This window comes from Acetatifactor muris, from assembly GCF_024623325.1.
Taxonomy (GTDB): Bacteria; Bacillota; Clostridia; order Lachnospirales; family Lachnospiraceae; genus Acetatifactor; species Acetatifactor muris.
In genome coordinates this window covers 69,561-96,236 of the sequence record NZ_JANJZD010000008.1, presented here as the reverse complement: position 1 = coordinate 96,236, position 26,676 = coordinate 69,561, and the positions used below count along the sequence as shown (strand labels likewise).

Sequence of the window (26,676 nt, the reverse complement as noted above, 5' to 3'; positions counted from 1 at the left end):
ATGTTGAAAAGAGCTGTATTTATAAGTTGTTTTGATTCATACGATAACAGAGTGAAGGCATTTGTTGAATTATTTGAGCAAAAGGGATATGAGACAAGATATTTGTACGCTGATTTTCACCATATGTCAAAATGCTATAACAACAACACATATGAAAATGGTGAAAGGATAAATGTTGTTCCATATAATAAAAATCTGTCTGTTAAAAGGCTTTACTCTCACTATATATTTTCAAAAAAGGTTATAAAATATATCAAAATATATCACCCTGATTTTATATATTGTATGGTTCCGCCAAATTCTCTGGTTAAAGAAATTGGAATTTATAAGCAGACACATACGGAAATAAAACTTGTATTTGATATTTATGATATGTGGCCAGAAAGCTTTCCGTATTCTCGGTATAGTAAATTGCTTCAGCTTCCTTTTGCTTATTGGGGAGAGCTGAGAAGGAATTATATAAGGCAGGCTGATGTTATTTTTTGTGTTTCTGAAGAAGGGAAAAAACTTTTAGTTCCAGAGGTATACGGCAAGCCTGTAAAGGTTATAAGACCAGCCATTCCTGAAGGGGAGATGCCGGAGTATAATCCCAGAGAAGATGTTTTTTCTTTTGTGTATCTGGGAATGATTAACCATATTGTGGATATGGATCTTGGGGAAGAAATACTTGGCGCACTTGCTAAAAAGAAGAGGACACTTCTTCATATTATAGGGGAAGGTCAATACTTGAATGAGTTTGTTGCACGATTGGAAAAGGACGGCGTAGAAGTAATATGCCATGGATGCGTTTTTGAACAAAAAGAGAAAAATATGATTTTTTCTCTTTGCAATATGGGGCTGAATATACCACGCAAAGAAATAGATTCAACAATGTCATTAAAAGCTATTGAATATATGAGGGCTGGGTTGCCTTTCGTAAATAATGCGAGCGGTGAGATTAGAAAAATTGTGGAAGAAGATGAAGTTGGAATCAATATTGCAGGCGATAATATTGAGGAAATTATTAGTTGGATTCTGAAGTTGGGGAAACAGGATTATATGAAGATACATGATAAGTGTGTTAATTCATATAAAAGCAGATTTTTAACCCAGAATTATGCTGAAATTTTTGATGTATTATTGAGGTAACCAAATGATACTGTACATGACATTATGGATAATTAATCTACTGTTTGTCATTATTAAAAAAGACAATAAAATAATTTGCTTCATTACATATTTGACTCTGGGCATTCTTTTTGTTTCTAATGCTGGATTGTCAGGTGATGCAGCACTATATAAATGGCATTTTGAAAACAAAGTGTTTTCTGGTGAACTGTTTGAGGTAGGCTATACTTTTGCTGAAAAAATATTTCATGCCTGTGGTATTCACACGTATACAGGATTCTTAATTGTCTTATTTGTTTTGGGTACAATTTTTTTATGGATTGGGTTAAAAAAATATAATATATCATATCATTATCTACTATTAATAACAATGCCGTTTATTTTTCCGACATACTCAATAGCAATCAGATTTTATCTTGCATCTGCTATTATGGTAGCTGCAATTAGGTATTTGAATGAAAGAAAGTATTGGCTTTTCTTTATTTTTGTTATTTGTGCAGGATCATTTCATGTAGTTGCACTGTTTTATCTGTTATTTGTATTCTGTGGTACAAAACGAATGTCAGCTATAAGCCTAAACAAGAAATTTTTATTGTGGCTTGTTGGTATATTTTCTGTGCTGAATTTTATTATTTCCATATTGCTAAAGAAAAACCTGTTAATTTTGGCTTTGGTAAAGATTATAACTGCTGTCTTTATAATAGGAGAAAACAAGATAGATGCTTATACTACTACAAATACAAATTTTGGTGGAATTATTTTTTTATTTACCTATTTGTGTGGTATGGTAACTGCGATTTATATATATAGGTTAGTATTTGACGAGAGAAGAACAACAGATAAAAATAATGAACAGACAATAAATGTGATTAAAACATATAGTAAGGTTAATTACAATATTAATTTGATTTTGAGCACAATACTGCCATTTATTGCAATGAATCTTCTATTTTACCGTTTGTTGACAATTGGGCATATTTCAAATGCCATTGTGCTTGGAATGTATAGGAAACAAAATTTATCAAAGAGAAGAAGGGGAAGCATTCAAATCAGTCCAGTAAATGTCTTTTTTATTTTATCATGCCTATCATGGTTTATTCCTGAAATAATTGGATTTAATGATATAACAATTAAGGGACTATTTGAAGCTTCCATTTTGTTTGGAAAATGATTAAAAAGGGTAAGAATAAACTATGAGTCGCAGTAAAAGTGTAATAAAAAATACAATTTGGGAAATGGGATACTATATTGTAGTGATTGCGTTGGGATTCCTGGCACCCAGATATGTTATCTTATATTATAGTTCTGAAGTAAATGGACTCACATCGACGATACAGCATATCATCAATATTATTTTGATGCTTCAAGCTGGTGCAGCAACGGCAGCAGTGTACGAATTATATAAGCCAATTGCTGAAAATAATTTTGAAGAAATATGTAAAAATATTGCTTCAGCTGAAAACTTTTTTAAGAAGATTTCCTATATTTTTGGCGGTCTAATGCTGATTTTCGCTATGATTATGCCATTTGTTTTAGATACAAATCTGGAGAAAATATTTGTATTTGCAGCCATGATGATTATGGGAGCAAAGAGTTTTATAGATTTGTATTTTACTGCAAAATTCAGAATTATTTTTACAGCATATCAACAAAAGTATTATATATCCATTGCCACACTTATAGAGCAGGTTGTGTATTATATATTTGTTTTCGCGACTATATTTATGCATCAGCATTATATTTGGATATATGTTTGGTTTTTAACAGGGTGTATTGTAAAAATTATCTGCCTGGAATCCATGCTGAAAAAAACGCATCCTGAGATCAAGGCGGCAAAGTATTCAGGGAAAGGTGGAATAATAGGAAGCAGAAACTATGCTCTGGCTAATGAATTGTCGCACAGCCTTATGGCTTCATCCATTACGATTATGATGTCGTTTATGTATGGTTTAGCTGAGGCCAGCGTGTATTCGGTATATGCACTGGTAAGTGAGGCGCTGAATTTAGTAACAACATCCCTTTATTCATCTTTTGCTCCCAGCTTTGGTAACTTTTACGCTCAGGAAAATGATGAGAGATCGGCAAAAATTTTTTCTACATTTCAATATATTTTTGTGATGTTCAGCACATTTCTCATGATGTGCATGTTGTTTACAGTTGTTCCTTTTGTCAGAATTTATACATCTGGGGCGACAGATATAGACTATGCTAACTATAATCTGGCAATAATTATGGCGGTAGCGGGTATTTTTTCTGCCTATAGGATTCCCTATAACATTATTGTCTCTTCCTGCGGATATTTTAAAGAAACATGGTTGCAGCCGGTTATATCTGTTGTTGTCTGCATAGGACTTGCAATCGGACTCGGCTTTGTAGATTACTCACTTGTTTTAGTTGGATTGATGACGTTTTTTGCCATTAATTTCATATATCAGCATTTCAGGCTGAAGCTGCTTGTACCACATATGATTCATGGCAGTGCATTTATTTTATTTGGAATATCTATAGTGGGAATAAGTCTGACCGTTATGATAAATCAACTGTTTCAGTTTCCGGAGGGCGTAATTGCATGGTTTGTATGTGCACTTGTATACGCAGTGATTACTATACTTTATATTGTTACAGCGTCCCTATTATTTGTAAGAAAACAATTTATAGATTCGATTAAATATATCAATACTCTAATTACTATGAGACGATAAGGAATAAGAGATGGAGAAATTTGTGTATTTATTATATGGGAATGCGTATGAAGCCTGCATAAATAATGCAATAGAACAGAATTCGCATGCATACGCGTTTATGCCATTTAAAAATACTTTAACGGAGAAGTTACATATTCTTCACAATGCAAGACCGTTAAATGAGAAAAATGAATTACCATTTAAAACCATATGGTTTAAGAGAGCTCTTAAAGGAATGGATTTACAGAGGGAAGATGAAATATATTTCCTTCTTTATGAATCTTTTCATCTTTCGTATTCGAGAGGATTTTTGAAATATCTGCGCAGAAACTATCCGAAAGCGAAGCTTTGCTTTATGTATTTAAATCCTGTGACAAAGCTTGTCTGGGGAAAAGTTCAAAAAGTATCAGATTGTCTGGATGCAGTTATAACATTTAATGAGAAAGATGCCAAGCAGTTCGACCTGTTACTTTGTCAGAATCAGCCATATAAGCTGCCTATATGCAAGGATGAAAGTATACCTGTATCAGATGTATTTTTTATAGGTGCGGATAAAGGACGGCTGCCCAAACTAATTAGCATATATGAGAAATTAACGAGGGCAGGTCTTAAATGTGATTTTCACATTGTAGGAGTACCAGAAGAAAAGCAGTTATATAGCGATGATATTGTATACAATAAAAAAATTCCATATTCAGAAGTGTTGGCAAGAGTCTACGCAACACGATGTGTTCTTGAGGTTCTGCAGAAAAATGAGGATTATATTTCGATACGCACACTCGAGGCACTTCAGTACCACAGAAAGTTGTTGACTGAAAGTAAAGGCTTAAAGAAAACTGATTATTATAATCCGAAGATTATTCAGATATTTGATGCGCCGGAATATATCAATACGGATTTTGTAAAAGAAGAAGTTGAAGATTCACAATATACTGACGTTTATCCTGGAAATGCACAGGAGTTTCATGATTATTTGATAATACACATTTGAATATAAAAGTGATGGGTATCATAATGGAGATTGGGGAGAAATAATATGCCGCCATATGATAAGAAGGTTCCCTGTGCTTCGATTAAAACATATTATGCCAATTATGATATGATAAGATGTTTTGCTTTTATTTTGGTTCTGTTACAGCATTTTTTCGCTGAGTGCTTAAGAGCCGGAATTGTAATTCCACAATATGCTTCCTGGCTAATCGGGAGGGCGATAACAATGGGAAATGTGGGAAGTGCATTGTTTTTTCTGCTTTCAGGCTCCCTTTTATGGTTGAACCACAAAAGGGATAATTGGAAAAGCTTTTATAAAAGTCAATTGTTCAAATTATATCTTCCGATATGGGTGTCTTATTTGTTTTTTGCAATTATTTATTTTGCAAAGGAAGGGGTTTTATGGGACATATCTGTGGGTCAGATTATTTTTCCGTTACTTGGTGGAAATCATTTCGTTGAGCCGATAAATAATAAATTTGGCTATATACCTTTGAATCTGGTGGGAGAGTGGTTCACCAGCATAATTATTATTCTCTACATAGCATATCCAATTTTGAGATGGATGTTCAAAAGCCAAAAAAGAATTTTTTTCACATTAATTATTTTTATAGTTTTCTTTGCAAATTTTTACTATCCTATACTCTTATACCAAGATGGCCATATCAGTGTGACAATTGGGTTCTTCTACTTTTGGATAGGGATGTACTGCGAAGAATATAAAGAACGGCTATCAAAAATATGAATTGCAACCTTTGTTTTTTTGATAACAGTACTTATATGGACTGTTAAACCATTAAGTTTACTTGGGTTATCATATGGACCAACTATAATAGTAGTTTTGTCTTTATATATGTCATCCTATATACTGAAAACATGTGTGAAAGGTTTTAGATGGATTTGCAGATATACTTATATTATTTACCTGATACATCATACCATTATGGTCTGGCTTATTCCTGTTATAGGTGAAGCGGACATGGGAGATTTGAGAATCCACCTGATGATGATTTCAATATTGGCATTAACTTTTGCTGTAGGAATAATAGAAGAAAAGCTATGTGAAAATATTATAAAAAAGATACGAAGAATAATGTCTGTTTTAAAAGCAGAAAAGGTAGTATAACACTATGCCAGATATAGCGAAAACGGAGGATAGACATAATTATGAAAGGTATAATTCTTGCTGGTGGGGCGGGAACCCGTCTCTACCCACTAACGTTGGTAACAAGTAAACAATTATTACCAGTTTATGATAAGCCGATGATCTACTATCCGCTCTCAACTCTTATGCTTGCCGGTATAAGGGACATTTTGATTATCTCCACACCGGAAGATACACCAAGGTTTGAAAATCTACTTGGTAATGGTTGTCAATTCGGAGTAAATCTTTCATACACCATACAACCTTCTCCGGATGGCCTTGCACAGGCCTTTTTATTGGGAGAGCATTTCATTGGTGATGATGAATGTGCCATGATTTTGGGTGACAATATTTTTTATGGCGACGGATTAGGGAAGAAGCTGTCGGAAGCAGTGGAAAATGCAAGGAGTGGGCTGGCAACTATATTTGGGTATTATGTAACAGATCCTGAGAGATTTGGCATTATGGAATTTGATGAGAGAGGTAAAGTGCTGTCTGTGGAAGAAAAGCCGAAGAACCCGAAATCACCTTATTGTATCACTGGACTGTATTTCTATCCGAAGGGAGTGAGCGAAAAGACAAAACAGGTTAAGCCTTCTGCCCGTGGAGAACTGGAAATTACAAGTCTTAATAATCTGTATCTGAAAGATGAAAAGCTTAATGGAGAGATACTTGGTCGTGGATATGCGTGGCTCGATACAGGAACAATGGATAGCCTCGTAGAAGCAGGCGAGTTTGTGCGAATGATTGAGAAGCGCCAGGGGGTGAAGATTTCTGCTCCGGAAGAAATAGCATATAAAAACGGATGGATTGATAAAGAAATGCTTATGGCATCCGCTGAGAAATATGGCAAGAGCCCATATGGCCAACACTTGAAGAATGTTGCAAATGGTAAACTTATTTATTAAAAATGAAAAAACGGATACAATGGATTGAAAGTCTTAAGTTTATAGCTGCTTTGTCTGTATTCTGGGGACATTTTTATATGACATTCTATAAAACACTTGCTGGCAGTGGAGAAATACAGGGGATCAGCAAATATATAATCATAGCCTGTGATCATATATTTCACATTTTGGTAGATGGTAATTTCTGGGTATTTGTTTTCTGTATATTAAGTGGTTATTTTGCGGGCAAGAAGAAAATAGAATCCACCAGGGAATTGTTTGTTGCTATTATGCTTAGATATATTCGATTTGTAATACCAGTCTTTTTTACTAATATCTTTGCCTTTGGTATTCAGGAAACAATAGGATACCATACTCAGGAATGGGCGAAATATATTGGCAGTACATGGGTTGCACAGGGATATGCAGAGAAGCGTTCCCTCTTTAATGCTTTTTATAGCGCATTATTGCTAACCCATGACTTTAACGGTTCTTTTTGGGTGATAAGACCAATATTCATCGGAAGTTGTGGCATATATTTTTACAGATTTATGAAAGCGCAGATAGAAGTTCAAAGATATAGGTATATGCCGGAAGCAGGTGTATTGTGCCTGTTTAGCTGTGTATTTGTCATAGTGCCTTTATACGAAAAGTTTTATCATGCAGCCATATGCCTTGTTGGGGGGGTATTGCTCAAGGCTATATGGGAGGAAATTAATATACCAGAGGAAGTGCACTGGCTGCCATGTACCACTTTTGTATTGTGTATTATGGCACTGAATGTGTATCCATATATGGGTGTTAAAGAGCGGTCGCTTACAGCTTTTTTGTTCTGTATCGCATGCAATTATGTGGGAAAAGTAAGACATTTTCTGGAAATCGGAAAATTGGAGAAAGTGAATCATCTGTCTTTTGGTATTTTTGCTGTTCATGGTCCAATACTGTTTTCGTTTTGTATTATTTTGCAATATTGGCTAGCAGATAAAGTCCCATATGTGGGGGCTGTACTGATCAATTTCATAGTGTCTACATCAGTAGTATTACTGTTTTCGGCGACATATCACAATATTGCCGAGAGATTTCTGAATGTCATAATCGCGCATCTTAAAAGGTTACATTCTGATAAAAAGATTTACAGAGAAAGGATATGAACAATGAGTAACTTTACATTCACAGAGACAAAGATAAAGGGTGTCTATATTATTGATGTAAAAATGTATGGAGATAATCGAGGATATTTTATGGAAACATACAAAGAGGAAGACTTTATTGCTGCCGGATTGGATTATAAATTTGTTCAGGATAATCAGTCATCATCAAGGCGAGGAGTTCTTCGGGGGTTGCATTTTCAGAAGACATTTCCGCAAGCGAAGCTGGTGAGAGTTTTAAAAGGTGAAGTATTTGATGTGGCTGTAGACCTGCGGAAATCCTCAGAGACTTACGGCCAATGGGCAGGTGTACTTCTTTCTGAAGAAAATCATAGGCAACTTATGATACCACGTGGATTTGCACATGGTTTTATAGTGGTTTCAGAGACAGCGGAGTTTGCTTATAAATGTGATGAGAAGTATCATCCGGAGGACGAGGGCGGACTGCTTTGGAATGACCCGGATATTGCTGTTGAATGGCCGGAAGTCGGAGAGATTATACTGAGCGAAAAGGATAAGAAGAATCCAACTCTTAAAGAATGCAAAATGAAATTTTAAATGTCGTCAAAAGAATGGCTTATGAGGATAAAGATCATTTATGGATGTAGAAAAAATAGGCAAAACAATTACATTTTTACGGAAGCGGGCAGGATATACCCAGAAGGAGTTGGCGGATCGCATTGGTATCAGCGATAAGGCAGTGTCAAAGTGGGAGAGAGGACAAGGGCTGCCGGAGATTGGGTATTTGAGAAAACTTTCTATTCTTCTGGATACGGACTCGGACAGCCTGCTTGATGGAGATACAGTGTATCACAAGAGTGGCTGGCGAGGGGTTCTTGTTTTAGATGATAATCCATATGGGATCGGAGCCGGTACGATAGTTTATGATAAACCGTTAATTAATTTCCTGCTCAGTTATTTTTTACTTGTTGGCATTAAAGAGATAGACATTGTCTGCACAAACTCTGATCAGGAGTATATCAAGAGAGTACTGAATGATGGGAGTGATTACGGAATTAAAATAGAGACTTATACAAATGGGTTAAAAGACCTGATGAAATTTAAAGACAGTGAATCCAAAGACGATGTTCCTATAAATAATGGATCTCTGGGAAACATTATGATGGTATATGGCCGTTGTGTTCTGTACGGTGTGGATCAGACACGTTTTTTCCAAAAGGCAATGATCAACAGAAATCACTTTACAATGTTGGTGTTGCCGAAGAAGATTAATCAGCCCTCGCCAATTATGATGGATATAGATAAAAGAGTGGTGAGCGACAATGCGAGTATTATGGATTCACATTCTGCTGCACTTCGTACACAATATGATTTTTCTGATATTCCCATACTGTTTTTTCCAGCCTCTTATTTTCAGAATATTGTGGCAGCTTCCGGTATTTCGGAATTTATTGAAGACTGCATGAAGCAAAATGAGATGTTTGTGGAGATGTTGGACAGAGGTTTTGTTGAAATAGAAGTGAACAACTGGGAAAACGTTCAGGAGGCCGCTACATTCCTGAAAATAGTTCAGGACAAATGTGGCATGAATGTGTATTGCATTGAAGAAGTTGCCTGGAGACGGGGAATGATCAGCCTTGATCAGCTGCAGAAGTTGGGCCTTAGACATAGGAGTACACCGTATGGAGATTACATATTGAGCCTGTATGATCGCCTGAGCAAATGCAGGGAATAAGAAAAAGTAAACGGAGCGTAGAGTTTTGAACAGTCGTCAAAAGTGGGTGAATATATGTAATGCAGGATAAACTCTTTATTTACCTGTTTCTTTACCAGATCTGCAACAGCTCCCAGGTAAACGGACAGTCGGTTGGACATTAGCGAAACACAGGATAGAATGATAAAGTACATGAAACTATAGAAAATTATTGTCAATCGGCTGTATAGAAAAGGAGATTATAATCATGGGTATTCAGTTGTTTAAGGCAAAGTACGAGGTCGATGAGTGTCTGGCAGAGATCAGGGAGTGTCTGGAAGTCGGTTGGACCGGCATGGGTTTTAAGACTGTAAAGTTTGAGGAAGCATGGAAGGAATATACAGGACTTCCATTTGCACACTATTTGAATTCTTCTACTATTGGGCTTTATATGGCGGTAAATATTTTAAAGGAACAATATGGTTGGGAAGACGGTGATGAAATTATCACGACACCAATTACTTTTGTTTCTTCTAACCATGCAATTCTGAAGTCTGATATGAAAGCGGTATTTGCTGATATAGACGAGACTATGTGTATGACAGCTGAGTCTGTGAAAGAGCGCATTACAGACAGGACCAGAGCAGTTATGTATGTGGGACTTGGTGGTAACATGGGTCATTACTATGAGATTGTAAAGATCTGTGAAGAGAACAATCTGAAACTTATTCTGGATGCAGCACATATGGCAGGAACCAGATATATGAGTGAAATTCCCGGAAGAGAGGCAGAAGCTGTTGTTTATTCTTTTCAGGCTGTTAAGAATCTACCCACTGCTGACAGTGGAATGATTTGCTTTAAACGTGGCGAGTTTGATGAAATCGTTCGCAAGAAATGCTGGCTGGGGATCAATAAGGATACTTATGCAAGAAGTTCTGATTCCGGCAACTATAAGTGGCGTTATGATGTTGAATACGTTGGAGACAAAGGGCATGGGAATTCCATCATGGCTTCCATCGGTCTGGTGCAGCTGAAGTATCTGGATCGTGACAATGCGTACCGACGTCAGCTGGTTACATGGTATCGTGACAGACTGAGCAGATATTCGGACAAGATCAAGCTGGTGAAGATCGAAGAGGGATGTGAGAGTGCCTGTCATCTGTTCCAGATTTGTGTCGAAAAACGTGATGAATTGATGATGGCTTTGAACGCAGCTGAGATTTATCCGGGTGTTCATTATGCAAATAATATCAACTATCATATGTATAATTATGCGAAGGGAAGTTGTCCCTATGCTGAATATGTAAGTGAGCACACAATTTCTCTGCCGATGAATCTGTACTTGACGTTTGAAGACGTGCAGAAGATATGCGATGTGGTAGAGAAGTTTATAAGGAAAAACTGAGTATGTATTATGATAGAATTATAGAAGGCAGATTTGTAGATTTGAAATCTGTTACAGCTGAGGATGCAGATTTTACAAGAAACATAAGACAGGACCCGGATTTTGCCAGGTTTTTTCCGCCATTGGATAATACTTTGGAACAACAAAAAAACTGGATTAAATTTCAGCAAAGCAAAGCAGGAGACTATTTTTTTGTGGTTTGGGATAAAAATGGTGAACGTATAGGCACTATTGCTTTGTACAATATTAACGGAAAAAACTGTGAATCCGGTCGTTTGGCTGTAAAGGGAAATGCTTTTCAAAGTACAGAGGCACAGTTGCTGATTTTTAAGTTTGCTTTTGAGTATTTAGGAATGGAGACTGTATCAGGCTATATTTTTGCTGATAATCATCGGGCAATCAGATTTAATAAGCAGTTTGGATGTACTATGGAAGAGCCGGAGATGCATGATAATGGTCATTATATGGTCAAGGCAACATATACAAAGGAAGCTGTTGATAAAGCATTCAAAGGAAAGAAAAAAATGATGTATCGGTAATAAGAAGGAGAGGAATATAGAATGACTAATCTGGAAAAATATGAGCGGGCATTTTGTGAATCATTAGAATTGACGAAGGACCAGTTAGCAGGGTTGGAATATCAGCAGGTAGCAAGCTGGGATTCAGTAGGCCATATGGGGCTTGTGGCTGCTATTGAGGATACCTTTGATATCATGATGGATACAGATGATATTATTGATCTTAGTTCTTTTGAAAAGGGTAAAGAAATTTTAACAGTAAATTATAGTATTGAATTTTAAGGAGAGCAGTATGTGGAATTTTGGTAAATATCAAAATAAAACTGCTATAGTTGATGAGAATGGCATATCTGTAACTTACAGACAATTGCAGGAAGAGGGATACAAAATTGGTAATGTGATTAGCAGGCGTTGTCTGGTATTCTGCCTTTGTACTAATACAATTGGTTCTATAACAGGTTATACCTCTTTTGTTGAAAATAAGATTACGCCGGTTCTTTTGAATGCTTATCTTGACAGAGAATTATTAAATAATTTATTAGACAACTATTTACCATCATATTTATGGATTCCAACAAAGTTGGTTAAGGAATTCCAACAGATGCAGTCAGTATATTCAGCCTATGGATATACACTTTTGAAGACAGGTTATATCAAATCAAATGATTTATTTGATGATTTGTGTCTGATGCTTACAACTTCCGGCTCCACTGGAAGTCCTAAATTTGTCAGACAGAGTTATAGTAACGTCCTGTCCAATGCTGAATCAATTGCGCAATATTTAGAGTTGGATGAAACCGAAAGGCCTATTACTACTCTTCCCATGAATTATACGTATGGTCTTTCTATTATAAACAGCCATTTGCTTGTGGGGGCAACGATTCTGGTTACTGAAAAAGGGCTGATGCAGAAGGAATTCTGGACTTTTTTCAAGGATAATGAGGCAACTTCATTTGGCGGTGTCCCATATACGTATGAGATACTGGAAAGATTAAGGTTCTATCGTATGAAACTTCCATCACTTCGTTACATGACTCAGGCAGGGGGAAAACTTATTCCTGAGTTACATGCGAAATTTGCTGAATATGCGGCTGCAAATGAAAAGAAATTTATTGTTATGTACGGACAGTGTGAAGCTACTGCGAGAATGGGATATCTTCCTGCGGATAAGGCAGTTGAGAAGTGCGGTTCAATGGGCATTGCTATTCCTGGGGGGAATTTTAAACTGATTGATGCTGACGGAAATAATATAACGGAACCGTTTGTAACAGGAGAACTTGTTTACGAAGGTCCAAATGTTACATTAGGATATGCGGAATGCGGTGATGATCTGATAAAGGGTGATGAGCGCAATGGTGCTCTTCAGACTGGTGATATGGCACAGTTTGATACAGATGGATATTATTTCATTGTAGGCAGAAAGAAACGCTTTCTTAAGATTTATGGGAATAGAGTCAACCTTGATGAGATGGATCGTTTAATTAAAGGAAAATTTAATGGAATTGATTGTGCCAGTACAGGAGTAGATGACCATATGTATATTTTTGTCACTGATGAAGGACTGGCAGATCAGGTAAGAGATTTTGTAGTATTCAAAACCAGACTTAATCCGTCAGCATTTAAAACCATTGTGATAGATGAAATCCCAAAGAACGATTCGGGAAAAATACTTTATAAAGAGCTTACAAAGTATTATGAACTGCAGCGGCAGGAACGGAATAATTTATGAAACTTATATGTTTTACCTGTGCTGGTGGAAATGCATCATTTTATGATGGACTGAAGAAAATACTTACACCGAGTATAGAATTGGTTGCTTTAGAATATGCAGGACATGGCAGGCGTAATAGAGAGGCTTTTTATCAAGATTTTTTTGAACTGGCAGAAGATATGTATGAAAACATAAGCAATATTATCAATGAAAGCGATGATTATGCTCTTATGGGATATAGTATGGGGAGTATTTCCGCAGTAGAAGTACTCCAATTAATATTAAAAAACAACAGAAAGTTGCCGGCGCATATTTTCCTGGCTGCGCACGAACCATACACCAGGAAAGAGCTTGTGGAGTACAGCAACAAAAAGAATGATGATCAGGTCAGAAAACGCACAATTGATTTTGGGGCAATCCCAGAAAGTTTAATTGATAATAAGAGTTTTTGGAGAATATATTTACCGATATACAGGGCGGATTATTCTATTATTGGAAAATACAGATTTGAAGATTTAAACTTGAAATCAAACATTCCGGCAACGATATTCTACTCGGAAGAAGATACTCCATATGAGACTATCAATTTATGGGGTGATTATTTTACGGAAAAATGTGATTTTGTAAAGTACAAAGGAAATCATTTTTTTATAAATGAACATTGCAGTGAGATCGCGGAGGAGATAAAAAACAGGTTGGTGACAGTAAGATGACTTATGAAGAATTATTAGAAATATCACCGTATTCATTAAATAAAAAAGATAAAAGCAGAATATTGACGAAACGTCTGGTAGAACTGACAAAACATCATAGAGAAAACTGCCCTGAATATGCGAAGATACTTGACAGTATTTCTTTTGATGAGAATCAGGTTCAAAACTATGAACAATTACCGTTCCTTCCAGTTCGGTTATTTAAAGAGTTGTCTTTAAAAAGTATCTCGGATGAAAAAATTGTGAAGACAATGACATCATCGGGTACATCCGGTCAATCTGTTTCCAGGATTTATTTAGATAAAATTACATCTTCCAACCAACAGAAGACAATGGTTAAAATTGTGAATGAGTATACAGGCTCCAGACGTATGCCTATGATTATTCTGGACTGTCCTTCTGTTATCAAAAGCAGAGCAATGTTTTCCGCAAGAGGAGCGGGTATTCTTGGATTTTCTGTTTTTGGGTCTAAAAAAATTTATGCTTTAGATGATGATATGAGACTTGATGTTGAGGGACTGAAAGTATTTCTTGAAAAATATCATGGACAACGTATTTTTATGTTTGGATTTACATTTATGGTATGGCAGCATTTTTATAAAGAACTTATCAGATTAAAGGAAAGTAACGTTGAATTTGATTTGTCTGACGGAATTCTCATCCATGGAGGAGGTTGGAAGAAGCTTGCCAGTGAAGCTGTGAGTCCGGAGGAATTTCATCAACGTCTCAGGGCTGTCTGTGGGCTTGATCATATTCATGATTATTATGGGATGGTTGAACAGACAGGCTGCATTTATATGGAATGTGAATGTGGGCATTTACATGCAAGTGTATTTTCAGATGTGGTAATCAGAAGACCAGAAGATTTTTCAGTATGTAAAATTGGAGAGAAAGGTATTATACAAGTGGTATCGGCTATTCCGGAGTCTTATCCGGGACATTCTCTCATTACAGAAGACGAGGGGATGCTTCTGGGGGAGGATGATTGTCCGTGCGGTAGAAAGGGAAAATATTTTAAGATATTTGGCAGACTTCAAAATGCTGAGATAAGGGGGTGCAGTGATACCTATGCAGCAACATTCAATTGATTTAGAAATGAGAGAAGCTGTTAAAAATGTAAAGTTCTCTGTTGGAGATATAGATGCCATTTTAGGACTGCCGAATATTTCTGCCATGGTACCTTTTGATGATTTGGCTGTTGAATTCTTAAATTCTCTCTCAAGGATACTGCTGAGTTCAAATGAAGCTAAGGCATATCCTGATGTGTTTACCTTGGGATTTTGGATAAGAAAAGCATCTGTTTTAGCGTTGAAAGAACGTTTTAATAATGTTTCTGGTGATATTAAGGTGGGAAAAGGAGTTGTTTTTCATATTGCACCATCTAATGTTCCGGTTAACTATGCATATTCATTGATATCGGGCATTCTTACAGGAAATGCAAATATCGTGAGAATTCCTTCAAAAGAATTCCCCCAAGTGACAATTATTAATCGTGCAATAAATGAGGCCTTGAATAAGTATCCTGAGATGAAACCATATATATGCCTTGTGAGATACGGCAGAGAAAGAAAAGTGAACGATTTTTTTTCAAGATTGGCCGACGTGCGTATTATTTGGGGTGGAGACAATACCATCACTGAACTGAGAAAATCTCTGCTGAACCCAAGAGCAGGAGAAGTTACTTTTGCTGACAGGTATTCTCTTGCTGTTATCAATAGTGACAGATATCTGGAACTGGAAAATAAAGAGCGCTTTGCGGAAGCGTTTTATAATGATACTTATTTGTCTGACCAGAATGCATGTACAAGCCCCAGACTTATTGTATGGATTGGCTCTGAAAAAGAAAAGGCAAAAAATATTTTCTGGAAGTATGAGCATGATTTGGTCAAAAAAAAGTATACTTTTCAGCCTATTATGGGTATAAACAAGCTTACAAGCAGTTATTTGGCTGCGTCAACAAGAAATAATATAAAAATTGAAGACAGGAAAGATAACTATATTGTGAGAGTGAATGTATCAGAAGTTACATCGGAGCTAATGGAATTGAAAGACAATTCCGGTTATTTCTTTGAATATGATTGTGAGAATATTCTTGAAATACGTGATTTCTGCAATAATACGCGTTGTCAGACCATAGGATATCTGGGCGCCAAAGAGGATATTATTCCACTTTTAGAATCAGGAATTAAAGGCGTTGATAGAGTGGTTTCCGTTGGGAAAACCATGGATTTTGATTTTATATGGGATGGTTATAATCTTGTTGAAAGACTTACCAGGACAATAAAGATCAATATATAAGAATAGCGGAGGTAAACAGGATGAAGCCGGTATATAAAATTGGCACCAGGAAAGTTGCGATTATTGGAGCCGGTTTCGTGGGGGCGTCTATAGCATATGCACTTGCATTGCGAAATATTGCAAGAGAAATTGTACTAATTGATATTGATAAGGTAAAGTGTGACGGTGAGGCTAAAGATATCAGACATGGTATTCCGATCATGGGAACTGCTGACTTATATGCTGGTGACTATGTGGATTGTACAGATTGCGATTTGATTATAATAACAGCGGGGCGTAATAGACGACAGGGAGAGTCAAGGCTGGATATGACAAGCGAAAACGCAGAGATTATGAGACGCGTTATCGACTCGGTAAAAAAGCATTATACCAGAGGGTGTATATTAGTCATATCAAATCCGGTTGATATTCTTACCCAAAAAGCAAGCGAATGGATGAGTCTTCCCAATGGTATGGTATTTGGTTCTGGATGTTTGCTTGATACATCCAGATTTGTCAGAAGTGTTGCGGATTATTTGAATTTGAGTACTGGTGTTATTAACGGATATCTGGTTGGGGAACATGGAGATGGACAGGTTCCGGTTTGGAGTCGCGTTACAGTTGGCGGAATACCAATTGAAGAGTATTGTCAGTGTATAGGGATAGAATGGAACAGCAACATACGTGAGCAGATAGAGACAACAACTCGTGATATGGGAGCCGAGATAATAAGGGCAAAAGGAAAGACCCATTATGGAATTGCGACTTCCGTATGCTTTATAGCTGATGCAATTATGAATCAGAGGCCTACAATAGTGTCTGTCAGCTCACCACTGATGGGCGAACATGGCGTAAGAGGTGTGTCTCTCTCTGTTCCGTCTGTAATAGGACCTGTTGGAGTGCAGCAGAGAATACGTGAAAAATGGGCTCCGGACGAATACCGCAGATTTTTTGATGCAGTTGAAAAGGTAAGAGGAATATTAAGTCAGCTGGAATGCTAAGAGGTAATGGAAATGCTGTTAGATAATAAAAATGCTGTCATAACTGGTGCGAAAAGAGGAATAGGACATGCTACAGTGGAGGTTTTTGCCAGAAATGGGGCTAATGTATGGGCATGTGCGAGAAAAAAGGACTCTGACTTTGAAGCAGATATGAAAATATTATCAGAAAAATATTCTGTAGAAATTCAGCCGCTTTACTTTGACATGACTGACGAAGCTCAGATTAAGGCAGCTGTTATGGAAATTAAAAATTCCAAACGCACTGTTGATATTCTTGTAAATGTTGCAGGTGTTGTCGAAGACAGCTCTGGTTTTACTATGACAGCTTTAGCGAAAATGAAAAGAGTTTTCGAAGTTAATTTCTTCGGGCTGACACTTTTAACGCAATATATTTCGAGGCTTATGATCCGACAACATTCAGGTTCAATCGTTAATATTTCATCTGTTGCCGGTATCGATGGCAGACCTGCCCAGTATGAATATGCAGCCAGCAAGGCAGCTGTTATTGGCGGAGTAAGACAATTGGCCAGAGAATTTGCGCCATATAATATTCGTGTCAATGCAATAGCACCAGGAATTGTGGATACTGAAATGGGGAAGCTTATTGATGAGGAGCTTAAAAATACTGTGATTTCAAATGTTATGATGAACCGTGTTGCAAAGCTTGATGAAATAAGTAATGTAATCATGTTTTTAGCAAGTGATCTCTCCAGTTATATAACGGGACAGGTAATCAGAGTGGACGGAGGAATGTAATGGCTGATTTTGGTATGGTTGATAAATGCTCGGATGCAGCATTACAAATACGAAGAGATATTATAGATATGACATATGCCACTGGAAATACAGGCGCTCATTTGGGTGGCAGTCTGTCGATGGCAGAAATGCTTTCTGCATTATATGTTGGCCGCCTTAGATATAATAATGAAAATACAGAATGGGAAGAACGGGATCGGGTAATTCTAAGCAAAGGTCATGCGGCGCTTGCTTTATATCCGGCCATGGTCCAGGCAGGGATTCTGGAAAGAGAGCAGTTAGACGAATTCAAAAAGAATGGGTCGCTGCTTTCTGGTCACCCCTCCTTAAATGGACTTCGCGGAATAGAGTTTGCAAGCGGCAGTCTGGGACAGGGGCTTTCTTTGGGGGTAGGTGTCTGCCTTGCCCTAAAGCGTAAGAATAATGACAAGTCCAGAGTTTTTGTTTTTATGGGGGACGGAGAGTGTGATGAGGGTTCAGTCTGGGAAGCGGCAGCAAGTGCATCACACTTTGGCCTGAACAGACTTGTGGCAATTATAGATACAAATGGGATTCAGTATGACGGGGAAACAGATGCCGTTCTTAATATGTCTCCGATGGGTGAAAAATGGAAGTCATTTGGATGGGATGTAATTGAGCTGGATGGCCACAATGTTGAAGCATTGATTGATGCTTATGATATGAAAAATGATAAGCCGTTTGTTATTATTGCAAAAACTGTTAAGGGAAAAGGGATCTCATATATGGAGAATAATTGGAGATTTCACAATTCCAGGCTTTCGAAGATGCAATATGAACAGGCGATAGAAGAACTGGAGACTATATTATGATTAAGATTGATTCTAAAAATATTCGTATCTGGTCTCGTTTGGGACCAAGTGGTGCTGTAGGAAGTGCTGCAATGGAAATGGTAGAAAGTAATCCGAAAGTGCTGATGCTCACAGCTGATTTGTGTTTTTTTTCTGGGTTGGAGCGATTCAGGGAGCAATATCCAGATAAATTATATAATTTTGGTATAGCTGAACAGAATATGGTGGGTGCTGCCGGTGGACTGGCAAAAGAAGGATTTATACCTTTTGTTTCAACTTATGCAAGTTTTTGCTCTTCCAGGTGTGCAGATCAGGTTAGAGTTAATATGGCATATATGAAGCTGCCAATAAAAATGCTTGGTCTGACAGCAGGTTACGGAGCAGGAATATTGGGAGCAACGCATATAAGTGTGGAGGATATTGCGTTTATGCGTTCTCTGCCTAATATTGTAGTACTGTCTCCTGCAGATTGCACAGAAGTAATAAAATGTATGCTTGCCGCTGCAAAGACAAATGATCCTACCTATATTCGTTTGACTGGACCTGTTAATACACCTGTCATATATAAAGAAGATTATGATTTTGAAATAGGAAAGGCCATACAGTTAAAGCAGGGTGAGGATGTATGTTTTATCGCTGCAGGTTCTATGGTAAGCCAGTCTTTGAAAGCAGCAGCCATTCTTGAAGAAGAAGGTATCAGTTGCAGTGTCATTAATATGCATACAATTAAGCCTTTGGATGAGGAGACTGTCAATGTGGCTTCTGATAATCACAGGCTGGTAATAACCGTTGAAGAGCACAGTATTCTTGGAGGCTTAGGAAGCGCTGTAAGTGAAGTTCTGGTGAAAAAAGAAAAACATGCTCCGTTAGACATTATTGGGATTGAAGATTTGTTTGTCAAGCCTGGCGATTACCAGTATCAGATTGAGCAGAGTGGCTTAACAGGGGAGCAGATAGCGGAAAGAGTAAGCACCATGTACAGATATATAAAAGAATGAGACTATTGATGCTGATGGCAATCACCAGGATATAGTGCGGTTTGCAATTCTAAAAATTGATTTGATCCAGAAAGCAGTCTTTTGTTTCTGAATTTTCAAAAAATTCTCGTTTTACCGATTTCAGGGGGATATGGCCAAAGTGCAGATAATTCCCCCAAAATAATTCCCTCATACAGTTGAAATTTTCCCCAAAATGAGTTATCATCAAGTATCATAGGAATTTTTCTCTTCAAATACCGGATGCAATTCCGCGCCGGCAGGGCATTTGATGAAAAGTGAAGTTCAGTTTGGTTCTCCACGGCATGCGGATGCCGTTGGACGCGTGGGAGAGTGATAATATTTTTATGCGTCATAATAGAATAAAGTGTCTGGCGTTGGCTCTGTTACTGTGTCTCAGCGGCTGCGGAGGGGGAGGCGGAGAGACGGAAGGACAGTCCACGGTACATGCGGCTTCAGGAAGTGAGAAGACGGAAAGCACAAAGACCCATTACCAGATTCCGGAGTTTGCCGATTCTGCCTTTCATGCCGATAAGGCTGTGGGAGATGACAAAGCACAGATAGATCTGTCAGCCGTAGCTTCGGGATATGTGGCTGTCTCGGCGAAAGCAGATTCCAGATTGAAATTTCAGGTGATTAAGGGAGAGGACACTTATACTTATAATGTGGCCAATGACGGGACACCGTCGATATTTCCTGTTCAGTGTGGGGATGGGGTATACACTTTTCGGGTCATGGTGAATACGACGGAGACGAATTATGCCGTTATGTATACCACGGACCAGGAAGTGAAGCTGACGGACGAATTTCAGCCTTTTCTGCGGCCCAGTGATTATGTCAGCTACAGTAAGGACTCGGAATGTGTGAAGAAGGCCGGGGAGCTGGCGGAAGAGGCGGAGGATGCGGTTGCTTTTGTGGCGGCCGTTTTTGAATACATCTGTGATTCGGTGACATATGACAGAGAAAAGGCGTCAACAGTGCAGAACAACAAGAGCTATCTGCCGGATCCCGACGAGACTCTGCGGACAGGAAAGGGAATCTGTTTTGACTATGCCGCGCTTGCGGCGTCTATGCTTCGCAGCCAGGGGATTCCCACGAAGATGGTTTTCGGCAATGTGTCGCCGGATAATCTGTATCATGCCTGGAATATGTTTTACACGGAGGAAACCGGCTGGGTGACCGTAGACTATGAGGTGAAAAGTGGTGACTGGAACCGCCTGGATCTGACTTTTTCGGCAAACGGTGCGGATGGTACCTTTATCGGAGATGGTACAAACTATGCGGATGTATATTATTATTGAAGAAACCGGAACTATAAATCAGCAATCATATTGACCAGCGGCCGCAAAAGGGATGGACGGAAAGTATCCGGGGATTGCCGGGAAAGGAAGAGCTGGAAGAAAGTTGCAGAATTGTAATTGGGAGAAATAAAATGAGACAGAAAAAACTGGACAGTCTGGGAGTAAGTGCATTCTGTGAAAGTATGGCGATGATGGTCCGGTCCGGAATTCAGATGGACGAGGCCGTGGCGCTGCTGCAGTCCGGAAGGGAACAGGGCGGTGTCCTGGAACGGGGACTGAAGATCATGCAGACAGAGACAGAAGCCGGCAGGAGGTTATCCGCCGCTATGAAGACCACAGGGATTTTTCCGGAATACGCGGTCAGAATGGTCAGTGCTGGAGAGAATGCAGGACGTCTGGAAGATGTGCTTTTCCAGCTTGCAAGGTATTATGCGGAACAGAAGACCATGGCGGTAAAGCTGAAGAATGCGGTTATCTATCCCATAGCCATGCTGGTTATTATTGTGGCTGTGCTGGCAGTCATGCTGACTATGGTGCTTCCGGCGTTTAACGAAGTATATGAGAATCTGACTGGGAGCCTGACGGCTTCTTCTTATGCATATGTACGCTGGGCCTATGGCTTCTGCTGGGCTGCACTGGCGGTTATGGTGCTTGTGATTGTGGGACTGGTTCTGGGATTTGTTCTCTGGAACGGCAGGAGGCGGCATATTGTGGAGAGCATACTGGGGAAAATCCCGGTTTGTGCCGTCATATTGGAGAGTCTGGGAATGTTCCGTTTTACGGCGGCGCTATCTACTTTTCTGGCCAGCGGTGAGATGCAGGATACGGCAATGGCGGAAAGCAGCAAGATGGTTTCCTGCAGACCTGTGGAGGAGAGAATCGGACGATGTATCAGCCGTATGGGAGAAGGACATGGCATAGCGCAGGCCGCATTCGAAGAGAAGCTGTTTGAACCTGTCTATGGGAGAATGCTTCTGGCTGGAGAGCGCAGCGGCAATCTGGAATCGGTGCTTCAGAAGCTTACTGATTTGCTGAGCGGTCACTGTTCCGCGTTGGTGGATCGTCTGGTGGGAATTGTGGATCCGCTTCTGTCAGGCATTCTGATGCTGACAGTGGGACTTTCCCTGCTCAGTGTTATGCTTCCGCTGATTGGTATGATGAATGCGGTAGGTTAGGATTTTTGTTACGGTTTACAATCTTCACAGTAACAGGCTTTTCATTTTGTGCCTAAATGCGGCAGGGGGGACGAATATGTATGTGGATAAAAGGCGAAAGCGTTATCCTTTGATAATATTTGCGGCGGTGACTGCGGCGATTGCGGTATTTCTGCTTCAATGGGGGGCGAGGACTTCCGGTGAAGATATGGGAGAAGAGAGTGCCGCGGCGCTGAAGGCTGCCGTTGAACGCAGTGCGCTGCAATGTTATGTGGTGGAAGGAAACTATCCGCCCAGTCTGGAGTATCTGGAGGAAAATTACGGACTTCAGATCAACAGAGAGGATTTTTTTGTTGCATATGATATCTTTGCCTCCAATCTGCCTCCGGATGTGCGGGTGGTGAGCAGAGAATAGATTGTATGAAAAAGGAGAAGGAACCATGGAACATGACAGAAATCTGCCGATGGCTTTCTATACAATGGGAATTGCCTGTCTTTTTCTGGCCGGCTTTTTTCTGGTGGTTCTTTTTGGTGCACAGACCTATCGCAGTACTGTGTCAGGTCAGACGGAAAACAATCAGAGCAGGGTGTTGCTGTCCTATCTGACTACCTGTGTAAAATCCAGCGACAGTGCAGGGGCGGTTACGCTTTCTAAAGAGGGCGGCTCTCAGATACTGAGCATTGCGGACGGGGACTCCGGATACTGCTTTCGAATCTATTGGCAGGATGGCTGTCTCATGGAAGAGTACGGACAGGCTGGCGGAGAGATGAATCCGGCGGCGGCAAGGGTAATCGGAGAGACGGAAAGTTTCCTGGTGGAAGAGATAGCGGAAGATACATTTGTCGTCACCACTGATGGGGGAAGAGTATTGTTTCATATGAGAAGCCGGCAGGCGGATGTGCGGGAAGGCAGCAGATGAGAGGATACAGGGAAGAAGGTAAAGGGCAGCATATCACATCATTTTATATGGAGACATTGGTTTTGGCGCTGATATTTATCGCGGTGATTCTGGTGTTGACAAAAGTTTTTGCCTTGTCAGGACAGATGAGTGGGAAGGCAAAGGTACTGACCAATGCGGTACATCTGGCAGAGAACGCGGCAGAGGCTCTGGCCGCTTCCGACAGCCTGGAAATGCTGGCCGTTCTGCTGGAGGAGGATGGAAACGTTGAGATTCTGCGGCAGGACGGTCAGGAGGTTCTGCAGGCAAGATATGACGAGAAAATGAAGCCGGCGGCGGATGGCAGCTTTCTGGTGGAGGTGCTGTGGGTACCGGAAGCAGGAAATGAAAACGGACTGACACAGGGTGTGATTAACGTGTCCAGGGAGGACAGCGGAGAACAGCTGTACATGCTGAAGACGGCGGTATATATGGGACATTAGGCAGTTTGGGGAATTTACGCGACAGTTCAGACAGGTCGTGGAATTGTTACGAACTTACAGATTGCAGAAAGGTGTGGATTTATCATGAGACATATCCCCATCAGGCTGGGACCGCTGGCGATTCTGCTGACGGTTATCAGTATATGTATGACCACATTGGGAATCTTGAATTTCACCACAGCCCGGGCGGATTTAAGTCTTGCTCAGCAGTACGCGGACACCGTGCGGACCAGATATGAACTGGAGCTTTACGGACAGACGTTTTTGCGACAGGTGAAAGAATTTCTGGCGGAAGGCGGAGATATAACCCGGATGGAAGAGACAGAGACAGACGAGACAGGTGTAATTCGGAAGACTTTTTCTGAGAACCAGTATACGCTGACGGTGGAAATTGTGCCGGACGAGACTTCAGGATTTCGTGTGTGTGGTTGGAGAATCAGAAAGGCGTGGGAGCCGGAAACGGATATGGGAAATCTCTGGCTTGGGGATTAATGCAGTATGAACCATGGTGACAGATATGTAACGGTCAGGCCGGAAGGCAGAACTGTTGCATCGGAGTAAAATAGAGAGGTGGACGGACAGATGGACAGAAATATTGGCATATATGAGATTCTGGAGCAGGCAGTGCGGGATGAAGATGTCTCTGATATTTTTCTGGTGGCAGGATTGCCGGTTACGATGAAACGAAATGGCAGGCAGAAGAGAATCGGGGATAAAATGATGATGCCGAATGTGATTGGACAGTTGGTGGACGAGATCTACCAGGAGGCCCATCGTGACCGCACGCGGCTTGAACGCGGGGAAGACGATGACTTTTCACTGTCTATGCCCAGGAGAGAAACGGAACATGGTACATTTCCGGGAGGACGCTTTCGTGTCAATGTGTTCCGGCAGAGAGGCTCTCTGGCGGCAGTTATCCGCGTGATTCGCTTTGAACTGCCGGACCCGGCACGACTGCGAATTTCGGAAGATGTCCTTTCACTGGCCGATACCAGCGGCGGACTGGTGCTGGTGACAGGTGCGGCGGGAACAGGGAAATCTACCACGCTGGCCTGTATGATAGACCGTATAAACAGTACTCGTGACTGCCATATTATCACTATGGAAGATCCCATTGAGTATATTCACCGGCACAAAAGCGCTATTGTGACCCAACGAGAGATTTCTATTGACACGCCGGGCTATCTGGACGCCCTCCGCTCCGCTCTGAGAGAGAGCCCGGATGTGATATTCCTGGGAGAAATGCGAGATTACGATACTATTTATTCGGCGCTTATCGCAGCGGAGACAGGGGTGCTGGTATTCAGTACGCTGCATACCAGCAGCGCGGCGGATACCATCAACCGTATTGTGGATGTATTTCCCGATAAAGAGCAGGCCAGAGTTCAGCTTGCTCAGGTGTTGAAAGCGGTAGTTTGTCAGCAGCTTGTGCCTACCACCGAGGAAGGCGACAACGGCAATCAGGTCAGAATTCCCGTATTTGAGATTCTGAAGGTGACGGATGCCGTTCAGAATATCATTCGGGAGAACAAAGTGAACCAGTTGGATTCTGTCATGCAGTCCGGTATGAATGACGGAATGTGCACCATGGACGGAAGTCTTCTGAAACTGTATGCGCAGGGCAAAATTTCCAAATCAACGGCATTGAAATTCCGGACCCATTATGGATATGAATATATGGAAAAGCGTCTGGAGGGACAGAAATGATTTCTGAAATGCCTGTAGCTGAAGCAGGAGAGAGATAAAAAGTGCAATCCGAGCATGCCAAAAAGCAGTTGCAACCGCCGGTTGACAGATTGCAAAGCGCAGTTGGTGGTTGACAACCGGAATTTCTGATATGTTTTTCATGTGCTCAGCGCGTATGTAACATTCAGATGTAGTTTGAATTGTTATGAGAGAAGACGAGCTGAACGAATACATGTAGAAAACACAGAAAGGAAAAGCTGCGAATGCGGCAGGAAAAGAAATGAATTTCAGCGAAAAGGTAATGGTGCTCAGAAAGAAAAAAGGATGGTCTCAGGAGGAACTGGCAGATAAGCTTGACATTTCCAGGCAGTCTGTGTCAAAGTGGGAAAGCGGAACTTCCATTCCCGATATTGATAAAATTATTATGCTGAGTCAGCTGTTTGCGGTCAGCACAGATTATTTACTGAAGGAAGAGACGGAGGAAGCAGAGCCTGCTGAATTGGAAGTTGTGTCAGAGGAAGCAGAGGCTAAGATTGTATCCATGGAAGAAGCCGACCGATTTCTGAATCTGACGAAGCGGTTTGCGCTTCCCAGAGCAGCGGCTACAGCCCTGTGTGTATTGTCACCGATTCCGCTTCTTCTGCTTGGAGGGATGGCCGAGTATGGCAAAATGCTTTTAAGTGAAGATATGGCAGGCGGAATCGGGGTGGCCATATTATTAGTTCTGGTGGCAATGGGTGTAGCAGTATTTGTATTTACCGGGACACAGTTGGAAAAGTATGAATACCTGGAAAAGGAAAAGCTGACGCTGCAATACGGAGTAAAAGGAATGGCAGCAAAGAAAAAAGAAGCATTTTCCTGGACTTACAATATGGGGATTACCGTGGGAACTGTATTGTGCATTCTGGGTGTGGTACCTACCATGCTGGCAGCAGCCTTCACTGCAGAAGATTTTGTATTGATTATCTGTGTCACTGTATTGCTGGGATTTGTGGCAGCGGCAGTGTTCCTGTTTGTGTGGGTGGAAAGTATCAGAGGCAGTTATGACAAGTTGCTTCAGGAAGGCGACTATACAGAGGAGAAAAAGGCAGAAGCACAGAAGATTTCCCTTATTTCCGGAGCGTACTGGTGCCTGGTAGTGGCAGCTTTCCTGGGTCTGGGATTAGGCGGATATGAGTGGAAGACGGTCGCGCTGATATGGCCGGTGGCGGCACTGCTTTTTGGGGCGCTCCTGTGTATCCTGAAAGCAGTGTTCAATAATAAGCGAAGGAAATGAGTCAGTGCCGAAGATTCGCAGGCATGAGGCAGGAATCCTGTATACACAGGAAACCTGCTTTCGGACAGAGAGGTAGATA

29 protein-coding genes are annotated in these 26,676 nt (G+C 40.3%); all 29 read left to right on the top strand.

Annotated features, from left to right (window positions below):
• The gene (locus NSB25_RS09345) at positions 1-1,128 is read left to right on the top strand and encodes a glycosyltransferase (RefSeq protein WP_172454904.1); all 1,128 of its coding nucleotides are present in this window, start codon (positions 1-3) and stop codon (positions 1,126-1,128) included.
• Between the two features lie 16 nt (positions 1,129-1,144).
• Entirely contained in the window at positions 1,145-2,278 is a 1,134-nt protein-coding gene (locus NSB25_RS09340; RefSeq protein WP_172454903.1) for an EpsG family protein, read from the top strand.
• Between the two features lie 22 nt (positions 2,279-2,300).
• Positions 2,301-3,809 (top strand): lipopolysaccharide biosynthesis protein, encoded by a 1,509-nt coding sequence (locus tag NSB25_RS09335; protein ID WP_103237515.1) that lies wholly within the window; start codon positions 2,301-2,303, stop codon positions 3,807-3,809.
• A gap of 10 nt (positions 3,810-3,819) precedes the next feature.
• Positions 3,820-4,782 (top strand): WaaS/CpsH family glycosyltransferase, encoded by a 963-nt coding sequence (locus NSB25_RS09330; RefSeq protein WP_103237514.1) that lies wholly within the window; start codon positions 3,820-3,822, stop codon positions 4,780-4,782.
• Between the two features lie 45 nt (positions 4,783-4,827).
• Positions 4,828-5,526 carry an acyltransferase family protein gene (locus NSB25_RS09325; protein ID WP_103237513.1) on the top strand — a complete coding sequence of 233 codons (699 nt, stop codon included), beginning with the start codon at positions 4,828-4,830 and terminating at the stop codon, positions 5,524-5,526.
• A gap of 234 nt (positions 5,527-5,760) precedes the next feature.
• Positions 5,761-5,907, top strand: a complete 147-nt coding sequence (locus NSB25_RS09320) for a hypothetical protein (RefSeq protein ID WP_172454902.1) — start codon at positions 5,761-5,763, stop codon at positions 5,905-5,907.
• Positions 5,908-5,948: 41 nt separating this feature from the next.
• The gene (gene rfbA / locus NSB25_RS09315; protein ID WP_103237512.1) at positions 5,949-6,833 is read left to right on the top strand and encodes a glucose-1-phosphate thymidylyltransferase RfbA; all 885 of its coding nucleotides are present in this window, start codon (positions 5,949-5,951) and stop codon (positions 6,831-6,833) included.
• A gap of 2 nt (positions 6,834-6,835) precedes the next feature.
• On the top strand, positions 6,836-7,963 hold the full coding sequence (locus NSB25_RS09310; protein WP_103237511.1) for an acyltransferase family protein: 1,128 nt from the start codon (positions 6,836-6,838) through the stop codon (positions 7,961-7,963).
• Positions 7,964-7,966: 3 nt separating this feature from the next.
• The gene (gene rfbC / locus NSB25_RS09305; RefSeq protein WP_103237510.1) at positions 7,967-8,518 is read left to right on the top strand and encodes a dTDP-4-dehydrorhamnose 3,5-epimerase; all 552 of its coding nucleotides are present in this window, start codon (positions 7,967-7,969) and stop codon (positions 8,516-8,518) included.
• 40 nt (positions 8,519-8,558) lie between these two features.
• A complete protein-coding gene (locus tag NSB25_RS09300; protein WP_103237509.1) occupies positions 8,559-9,656 on the top strand; it encodes an XRE family transcriptional regulator in 1,098 nt (365 codons plus the stop codon).
• Between the two features lie 226 nt (positions 9,657-9,882).
• Positions 9,883-11,019 (top strand): DegT/DnrJ/EryC1/StrS family aminotransferase, encoded by a 1,137-nt coding sequence (locus NSB25_RS09295; protein ID WP_103237508.1) that lies wholly within the window; start codon positions 9,883-9,885, stop codon positions 11,017-11,019.
• A gap of 2 nt (positions 11,020-11,021) precedes the next feature.
• Positions 11,022-11,558 (top strand): GNAT family N-acetyltransferase, encoded by a 537-nt coding sequence (locus NSB25_RS09290; RefSeq protein ID WP_172454901.1) that lies wholly within the window; start codon positions 11,022-11,024, stop codon positions 11,556-11,558.
• A 21-nt stretch (positions 11,559-11,579) separates the two neighbouring features.
• Positions 11,580-11,819 (top strand): acyl carrier protein, encoded by a 240-nt coding sequence (locus NSB25_RS09285; RefSeq protein WP_103237506.1) that lies wholly within the window; start codon positions 11,580-11,582, stop codon positions 11,817-11,819.
• 10 nt (positions 11,820-11,829) lie between these two features.
• The gene (locus NSB25_RS09280; protein ID WP_103237505.1) at positions 11,830-13,266 is read left to right on the top strand and encodes an AMP-binding protein; all 1,437 of its coding nucleotides are present in this window, start codon (positions 11,830-11,832) and stop codon (positions 13,264-13,266) included.
• Positions 13,263-13,961 carry a thioesterase II family protein gene (locus NSB25_RS09275; RefSeq protein WP_103237504.1) on the top strand — a complete coding sequence of 233 codons (699 nt, stop codon included), beginning with the start codon at positions 13,263-13,265 and terminating at the stop codon, positions 13,959-13,961. The genes NSB25_RS09280 and NSB25_RS09275 overlap by 4 nt, the downstream gene beginning before the upstream one ends.
• Positions 13,958-15,049, top strand: a complete 1,092-nt coding sequence (locus NSB25_RS09270; protein WP_103237503.1) for a LuxE/PaaK family acyltransferase — start codon at positions 13,958-13,960, stop codon at positions 15,047-15,049. Before NSB25_RS09275 ends, NSB25_RS09270 begins: the two co-directional genes overlap by 4 nt.
• Entirely contained in the window at positions 15,030-16,259 is a 1,230-nt protein-coding gene (locus NSB25_RS09265; protein ID WP_103237502.1) for an acyl-CoA reductase, read from the top strand. The genes NSB25_RS09270 and NSB25_RS09265 overlap by 20 nt, the downstream gene beginning before the upstream one ends.
• A gap of 20 nt (positions 16,260-16,279) precedes the next feature.
• Positions 16,280-17,239 carry a lactate/malate family dehydrogenase gene (locus NSB25_RS09260; RefSeq protein ID WP_103237501.1) on the top strand — a complete coding sequence of 320 codons (960 nt, stop codon included), beginning with the start codon at positions 16,280-16,282 and terminating at the stop codon, positions 17,237-17,239.
• Positions 17,240-17,251: 12 nt separating this feature from the next.
• Positions 17,252-17,995 (top strand): SDR family NAD(P)-dependent oxidoreductase, encoded by a 744-nt coding sequence (locus tag NSB25_RS09255; protein ID WP_242982226.1) that lies wholly within the window; start codon positions 17,252-17,254, stop codon positions 17,993-17,995.
• Positions 17,995-18,825 (top strand): transketolase, encoded by an 831-nt coding sequence (locus tag NSB25_RS09250; protein ID WP_103237500.1) that lies wholly within the window; start codon positions 17,995-17,997, stop codon positions 18,823-18,825. The genes NSB25_RS09255 and NSB25_RS09250 overlap by 1 nt, the downstream gene beginning before the upstream one ends.
• Positions 18,822-19,802, top strand: a complete 981-nt coding sequence (locus NSB25_RS09245; protein WP_103237499.1) for a transketolase family protein — start codon at positions 18,822-18,824, stop codon at positions 19,800-19,802. Before NSB25_RS09250 ends, NSB25_RS09245 begins: the two co-directional genes overlap by 4 nt.
• A gap of 344 nt (positions 19,803-20,146) precedes the next feature.
• Positions 20,147-21,100, top strand: a complete 954-nt coding sequence (locus NSB25_RS09240) for a transglutaminase-like domain-containing protein (RefSeq protein ID WP_172454900.1) — start codon at positions 20,147-20,149, stop codon at positions 21,098-21,100.
• Positions 21,101-21,231: 131 nt separating this feature from the next.
• Positions 21,232-22,275, top strand: a complete 1,044-nt coding sequence (locus NSB25_RS09235) for a type II secretion system F family protein (RefSeq protein ID WP_146039929.1) — start codon at positions 21,232-21,234, stop codon at positions 22,273-22,275.
• A 76-nt stretch (positions 22,276-22,351) separates the two neighbouring features.
• Positions 22,352-22,669: a hypothetical protein gene (locus NSB25_RS09230; protein WP_103237496.1), complete on the top strand. Its 318-nt coding sequence runs from the start codon at positions 22,352-22,354 to the stop codon at positions 22,667-22,669.
• A 25-nt stretch (positions 22,670-22,694) separates the two neighbouring features.
• Complete coding sequence (locus tag NSB25_RS09225; RefSeq protein WP_146039928.1) at positions 22,695-23,174, top strand: DUF4860 domain-containing protein; 480 nt, start codon at positions 22,695-22,697, stop codon at positions 23,172-23,174.
• On the top strand, positions 23,171-23,635 hold the full coding sequence (locus NSB25_RS09220; protein ID WP_103237494.1) for a hypothetical protein: 465 nt from the start codon (positions 23,171-23,173) through the stop codon (positions 23,633-23,635). Before NSB25_RS09225 ends, NSB25_RS09220 begins: the two co-directional genes overlap by 4 nt.
• Positions 23,636-23,719: 84 nt before the next feature.
• Positions 23,720-24,127: a hypothetical protein gene (locus tag NSB25_RS09215; protein WP_103237493.1), complete on the top strand. Its 408-nt coding sequence runs from the start codon at positions 23,720-23,722 to the stop codon at positions 24,125-24,127.
• A 102-nt stretch (positions 24,128-24,229) separates the two neighbouring features.
• A complete protein-coding gene (locus NSB25_RS09210) occupies positions 24,230-25,342 on the top strand; it encodes a type IV pilus twitching motility protein PilT (RefSeq protein ID WP_334293780.1) in 1,113 nt (370 codons plus the stop codon).
• Between the two features lie 259 nt (positions 25,343-25,601).
• Positions 25,602-26,597: a helix-turn-helix domain-containing protein gene (locus tag NSB25_RS09205; RefSeq protein ID WP_103237491.1), complete on the top strand. Its 996-nt coding sequence runs from the start codon at positions 25,602-25,604 to the stop codon at positions 26,595-26,597.
• The last annotated feature ends 79 nt before the right edge of the window (positions 26,598-26,676 follow it).

Excerpts from the sequence above, each read along its gene's own strand:
- NSB25_RS09250 (WP_103237500.1), top strand. The coding sequence starts at position 17,995 with ATGGCTGATTTTGGTATGGTTGATAAATGCTCGGATGCAGCATTACAA.
- NSB25_RS09285 (WP_103237506.1), top strand. The coding sequence starts at position 11,580 with ATGACTAATCTGGAAAAATATGAGCGGGCATTTTGTGAATCATTAGAA.
- NSB25_RS09240 (WP_172454900.1), top strand. The coding sequence starts at position 20,147 with ATGCGTCATAATAGAATAAAGTGTCTGGCGTTGGCTCTGTTACTGTGT.
- rfbC (WP_103237510.1), top strand. The coding sequence starts at position 7,967 with ATGAGTAACTTTACATTCACAGAGACAAAGATAAAGGGTGTCTATATT.
- NSB25_RS09280 (WP_103237505.1), top strand. The coding sequence starts at position 11,830 with ATGTGGAATTTTGGTAAATATCAAAATAAAACTGCTATAGTTGATGAG.
- NSB25_RS09300 (WP_103237509.1), top strand. The coding sequence starts at position 8,559 with ATGGATGTAGAAAAAATAGGCAAAACAATTACATTTTTACGGAAGCGG.
- NSB25_RS09295 (WP_103237508.1), top strand. The coding sequence starts at position 9,883 with ATGGGTATTCAGTTGTTTAAGGCAAAGTACGAGGTCGATGAGTGTCTG.
- NSB25_RS09260 (WP_103237501.1), top strand. The coding sequence starts at position 16,280 with ATGAAGCCGGTATATAAAATTGGCACCAGGAAAGTTGCGATTATTGGA.
- NSB25_RS09335 (WP_103237515.1), top strand. The coding sequence starts at position 2,301 with ATGAGTCGCAGTAAAAGTGTAATAAAAAATACAATTTGGGAAATGGGA.
- NSB25_RS09330 (WP_103237514.1), top strand. The coding sequence starts at position 3,820 with ATGGAGAAATTTGTGTATTTATTATATGGGAATGCGTATGAAGCCTGC.
- NSB25_RS09230 (WP_103237496.1), top strand. The coding sequence starts at position 22,352 with ATGTATGTGGATAAAAGGCGAAAGCGTTATCCTTTGATAATATTTGCG.
- NSB25_RS09225 (WP_146039928.1), top strand. The coding sequence starts at position 22,695 with ATGGAACATGACAGAAATCTGCCGATGGCTTTCTATACAATGGGAATT.
- NSB25_RS09325 (WP_103237513.1), top strand. The coding sequence starts at position 4,828 with ATGCCGCCATATGATAAGAAGGTTCCCTGTGCTTCGATTAAAACATAT.
- NSB25_RS09255 (WP_242982226.1), top strand. The coding sequence starts at position 17,252 with ATGCTGTTAGATAATAAAAATGCTGTCATAACTGGTGCGAAAAGAGGA.
- NSB25_RS09205 (WP_103237491.1), top strand. The coding sequence starts at position 25,602 with ATGAATTTCAGCGAAAAGGTAATGGTGCTCAGAAAGAAAAAAGGATGG.
- NSB25_RS09265 (WP_103237502.1), top strand. The coding sequence starts at position 15,030 with ATGCAGCAACATTCAATTGATTTAGAAATGAGAGAAGCTGTTAAAAAT.
- NSB25_RS09215 (WP_103237493.1), top strand. The coding sequence starts at position 23,720 with ATGAGACATATCCCCATCAGGCTGGGACCGCTGGCGATTCTGCTGACG.
- NSB25_RS09235 (WP_146039929.1), top strand. The coding sequence starts at position 21,232 with ATGAGACAGAAAAAACTGGACAGTCTGGGAGTAAGTGCATTCTGTGAA.
- NSB25_RS09270 (WP_103237503.1), top strand. The coding sequence starts at position 13,958 with ATGACTTATGAAGAATTATTAGAAATATCACCGTATTCATTAAATAAA.
- NSB25_RS09220 (WP_103237494.1), top strand. The coding sequence starts at position 23,171 with ATGAGAGGATACAGGGAAGAAGGTAAAGGGCAGCATATCACATCATTT.
- NSB25_RS09245 (WP_103237499.1), top strand. The coding sequence starts at position 18,822 with ATGATTAAGATTGATTCTAAAAATATTCGTATCTGGTCTCGTTTGGGA.
- NSB25_RS09340 (WP_172454903.1), top strand. The coding sequence starts at position 1,145 with ATGACATTATGGATAATTAATCTACTGTTTGTCATTATTAAAAAAGAC.
- NSB25_RS09275 (WP_103237504.1), top strand. The coding sequence starts at position 13,263 with ATGAAACTTATATGTTTTACCTGTGCTGGTGGAAATGCATCATTTTAT.
- NSB25_RS09320 (WP_172454902.1), top strand. The coding sequence starts at position 5,761 with ATGGGAGATTTGAGAATCCACCTGATGATGATTTCAATATTGGCATTA.
- NSB25_RS09310 (WP_103237511.1), top strand. The coding sequence starts at position 6,836 with ATGAAAAAACGGATACAATGGATTGAAAGTCTTAAGTTTATAGCTGCT.
- rfbA (WP_103237512.1), top strand. The coding sequence starts at position 5,949 with ATGAAAGGTATAATTCTTGCTGGTGGGGCGGGAACCCGTCTCTACCCA.
- NSB25_RS09290 (WP_172454901.1), top strand. The coding sequence starts at position 11,022 with ATGTATTATGATAGAATTATAGAAGGCAGATTTGTAGATTTGAAATCT.
- NSB25_RS09345 (WP_172454904.1), top strand. The coding sequence starts at position 1 with ATGTTGAAAAGAGCTGTATTTATAAGTTGTTTTGATTCATACGATAAC.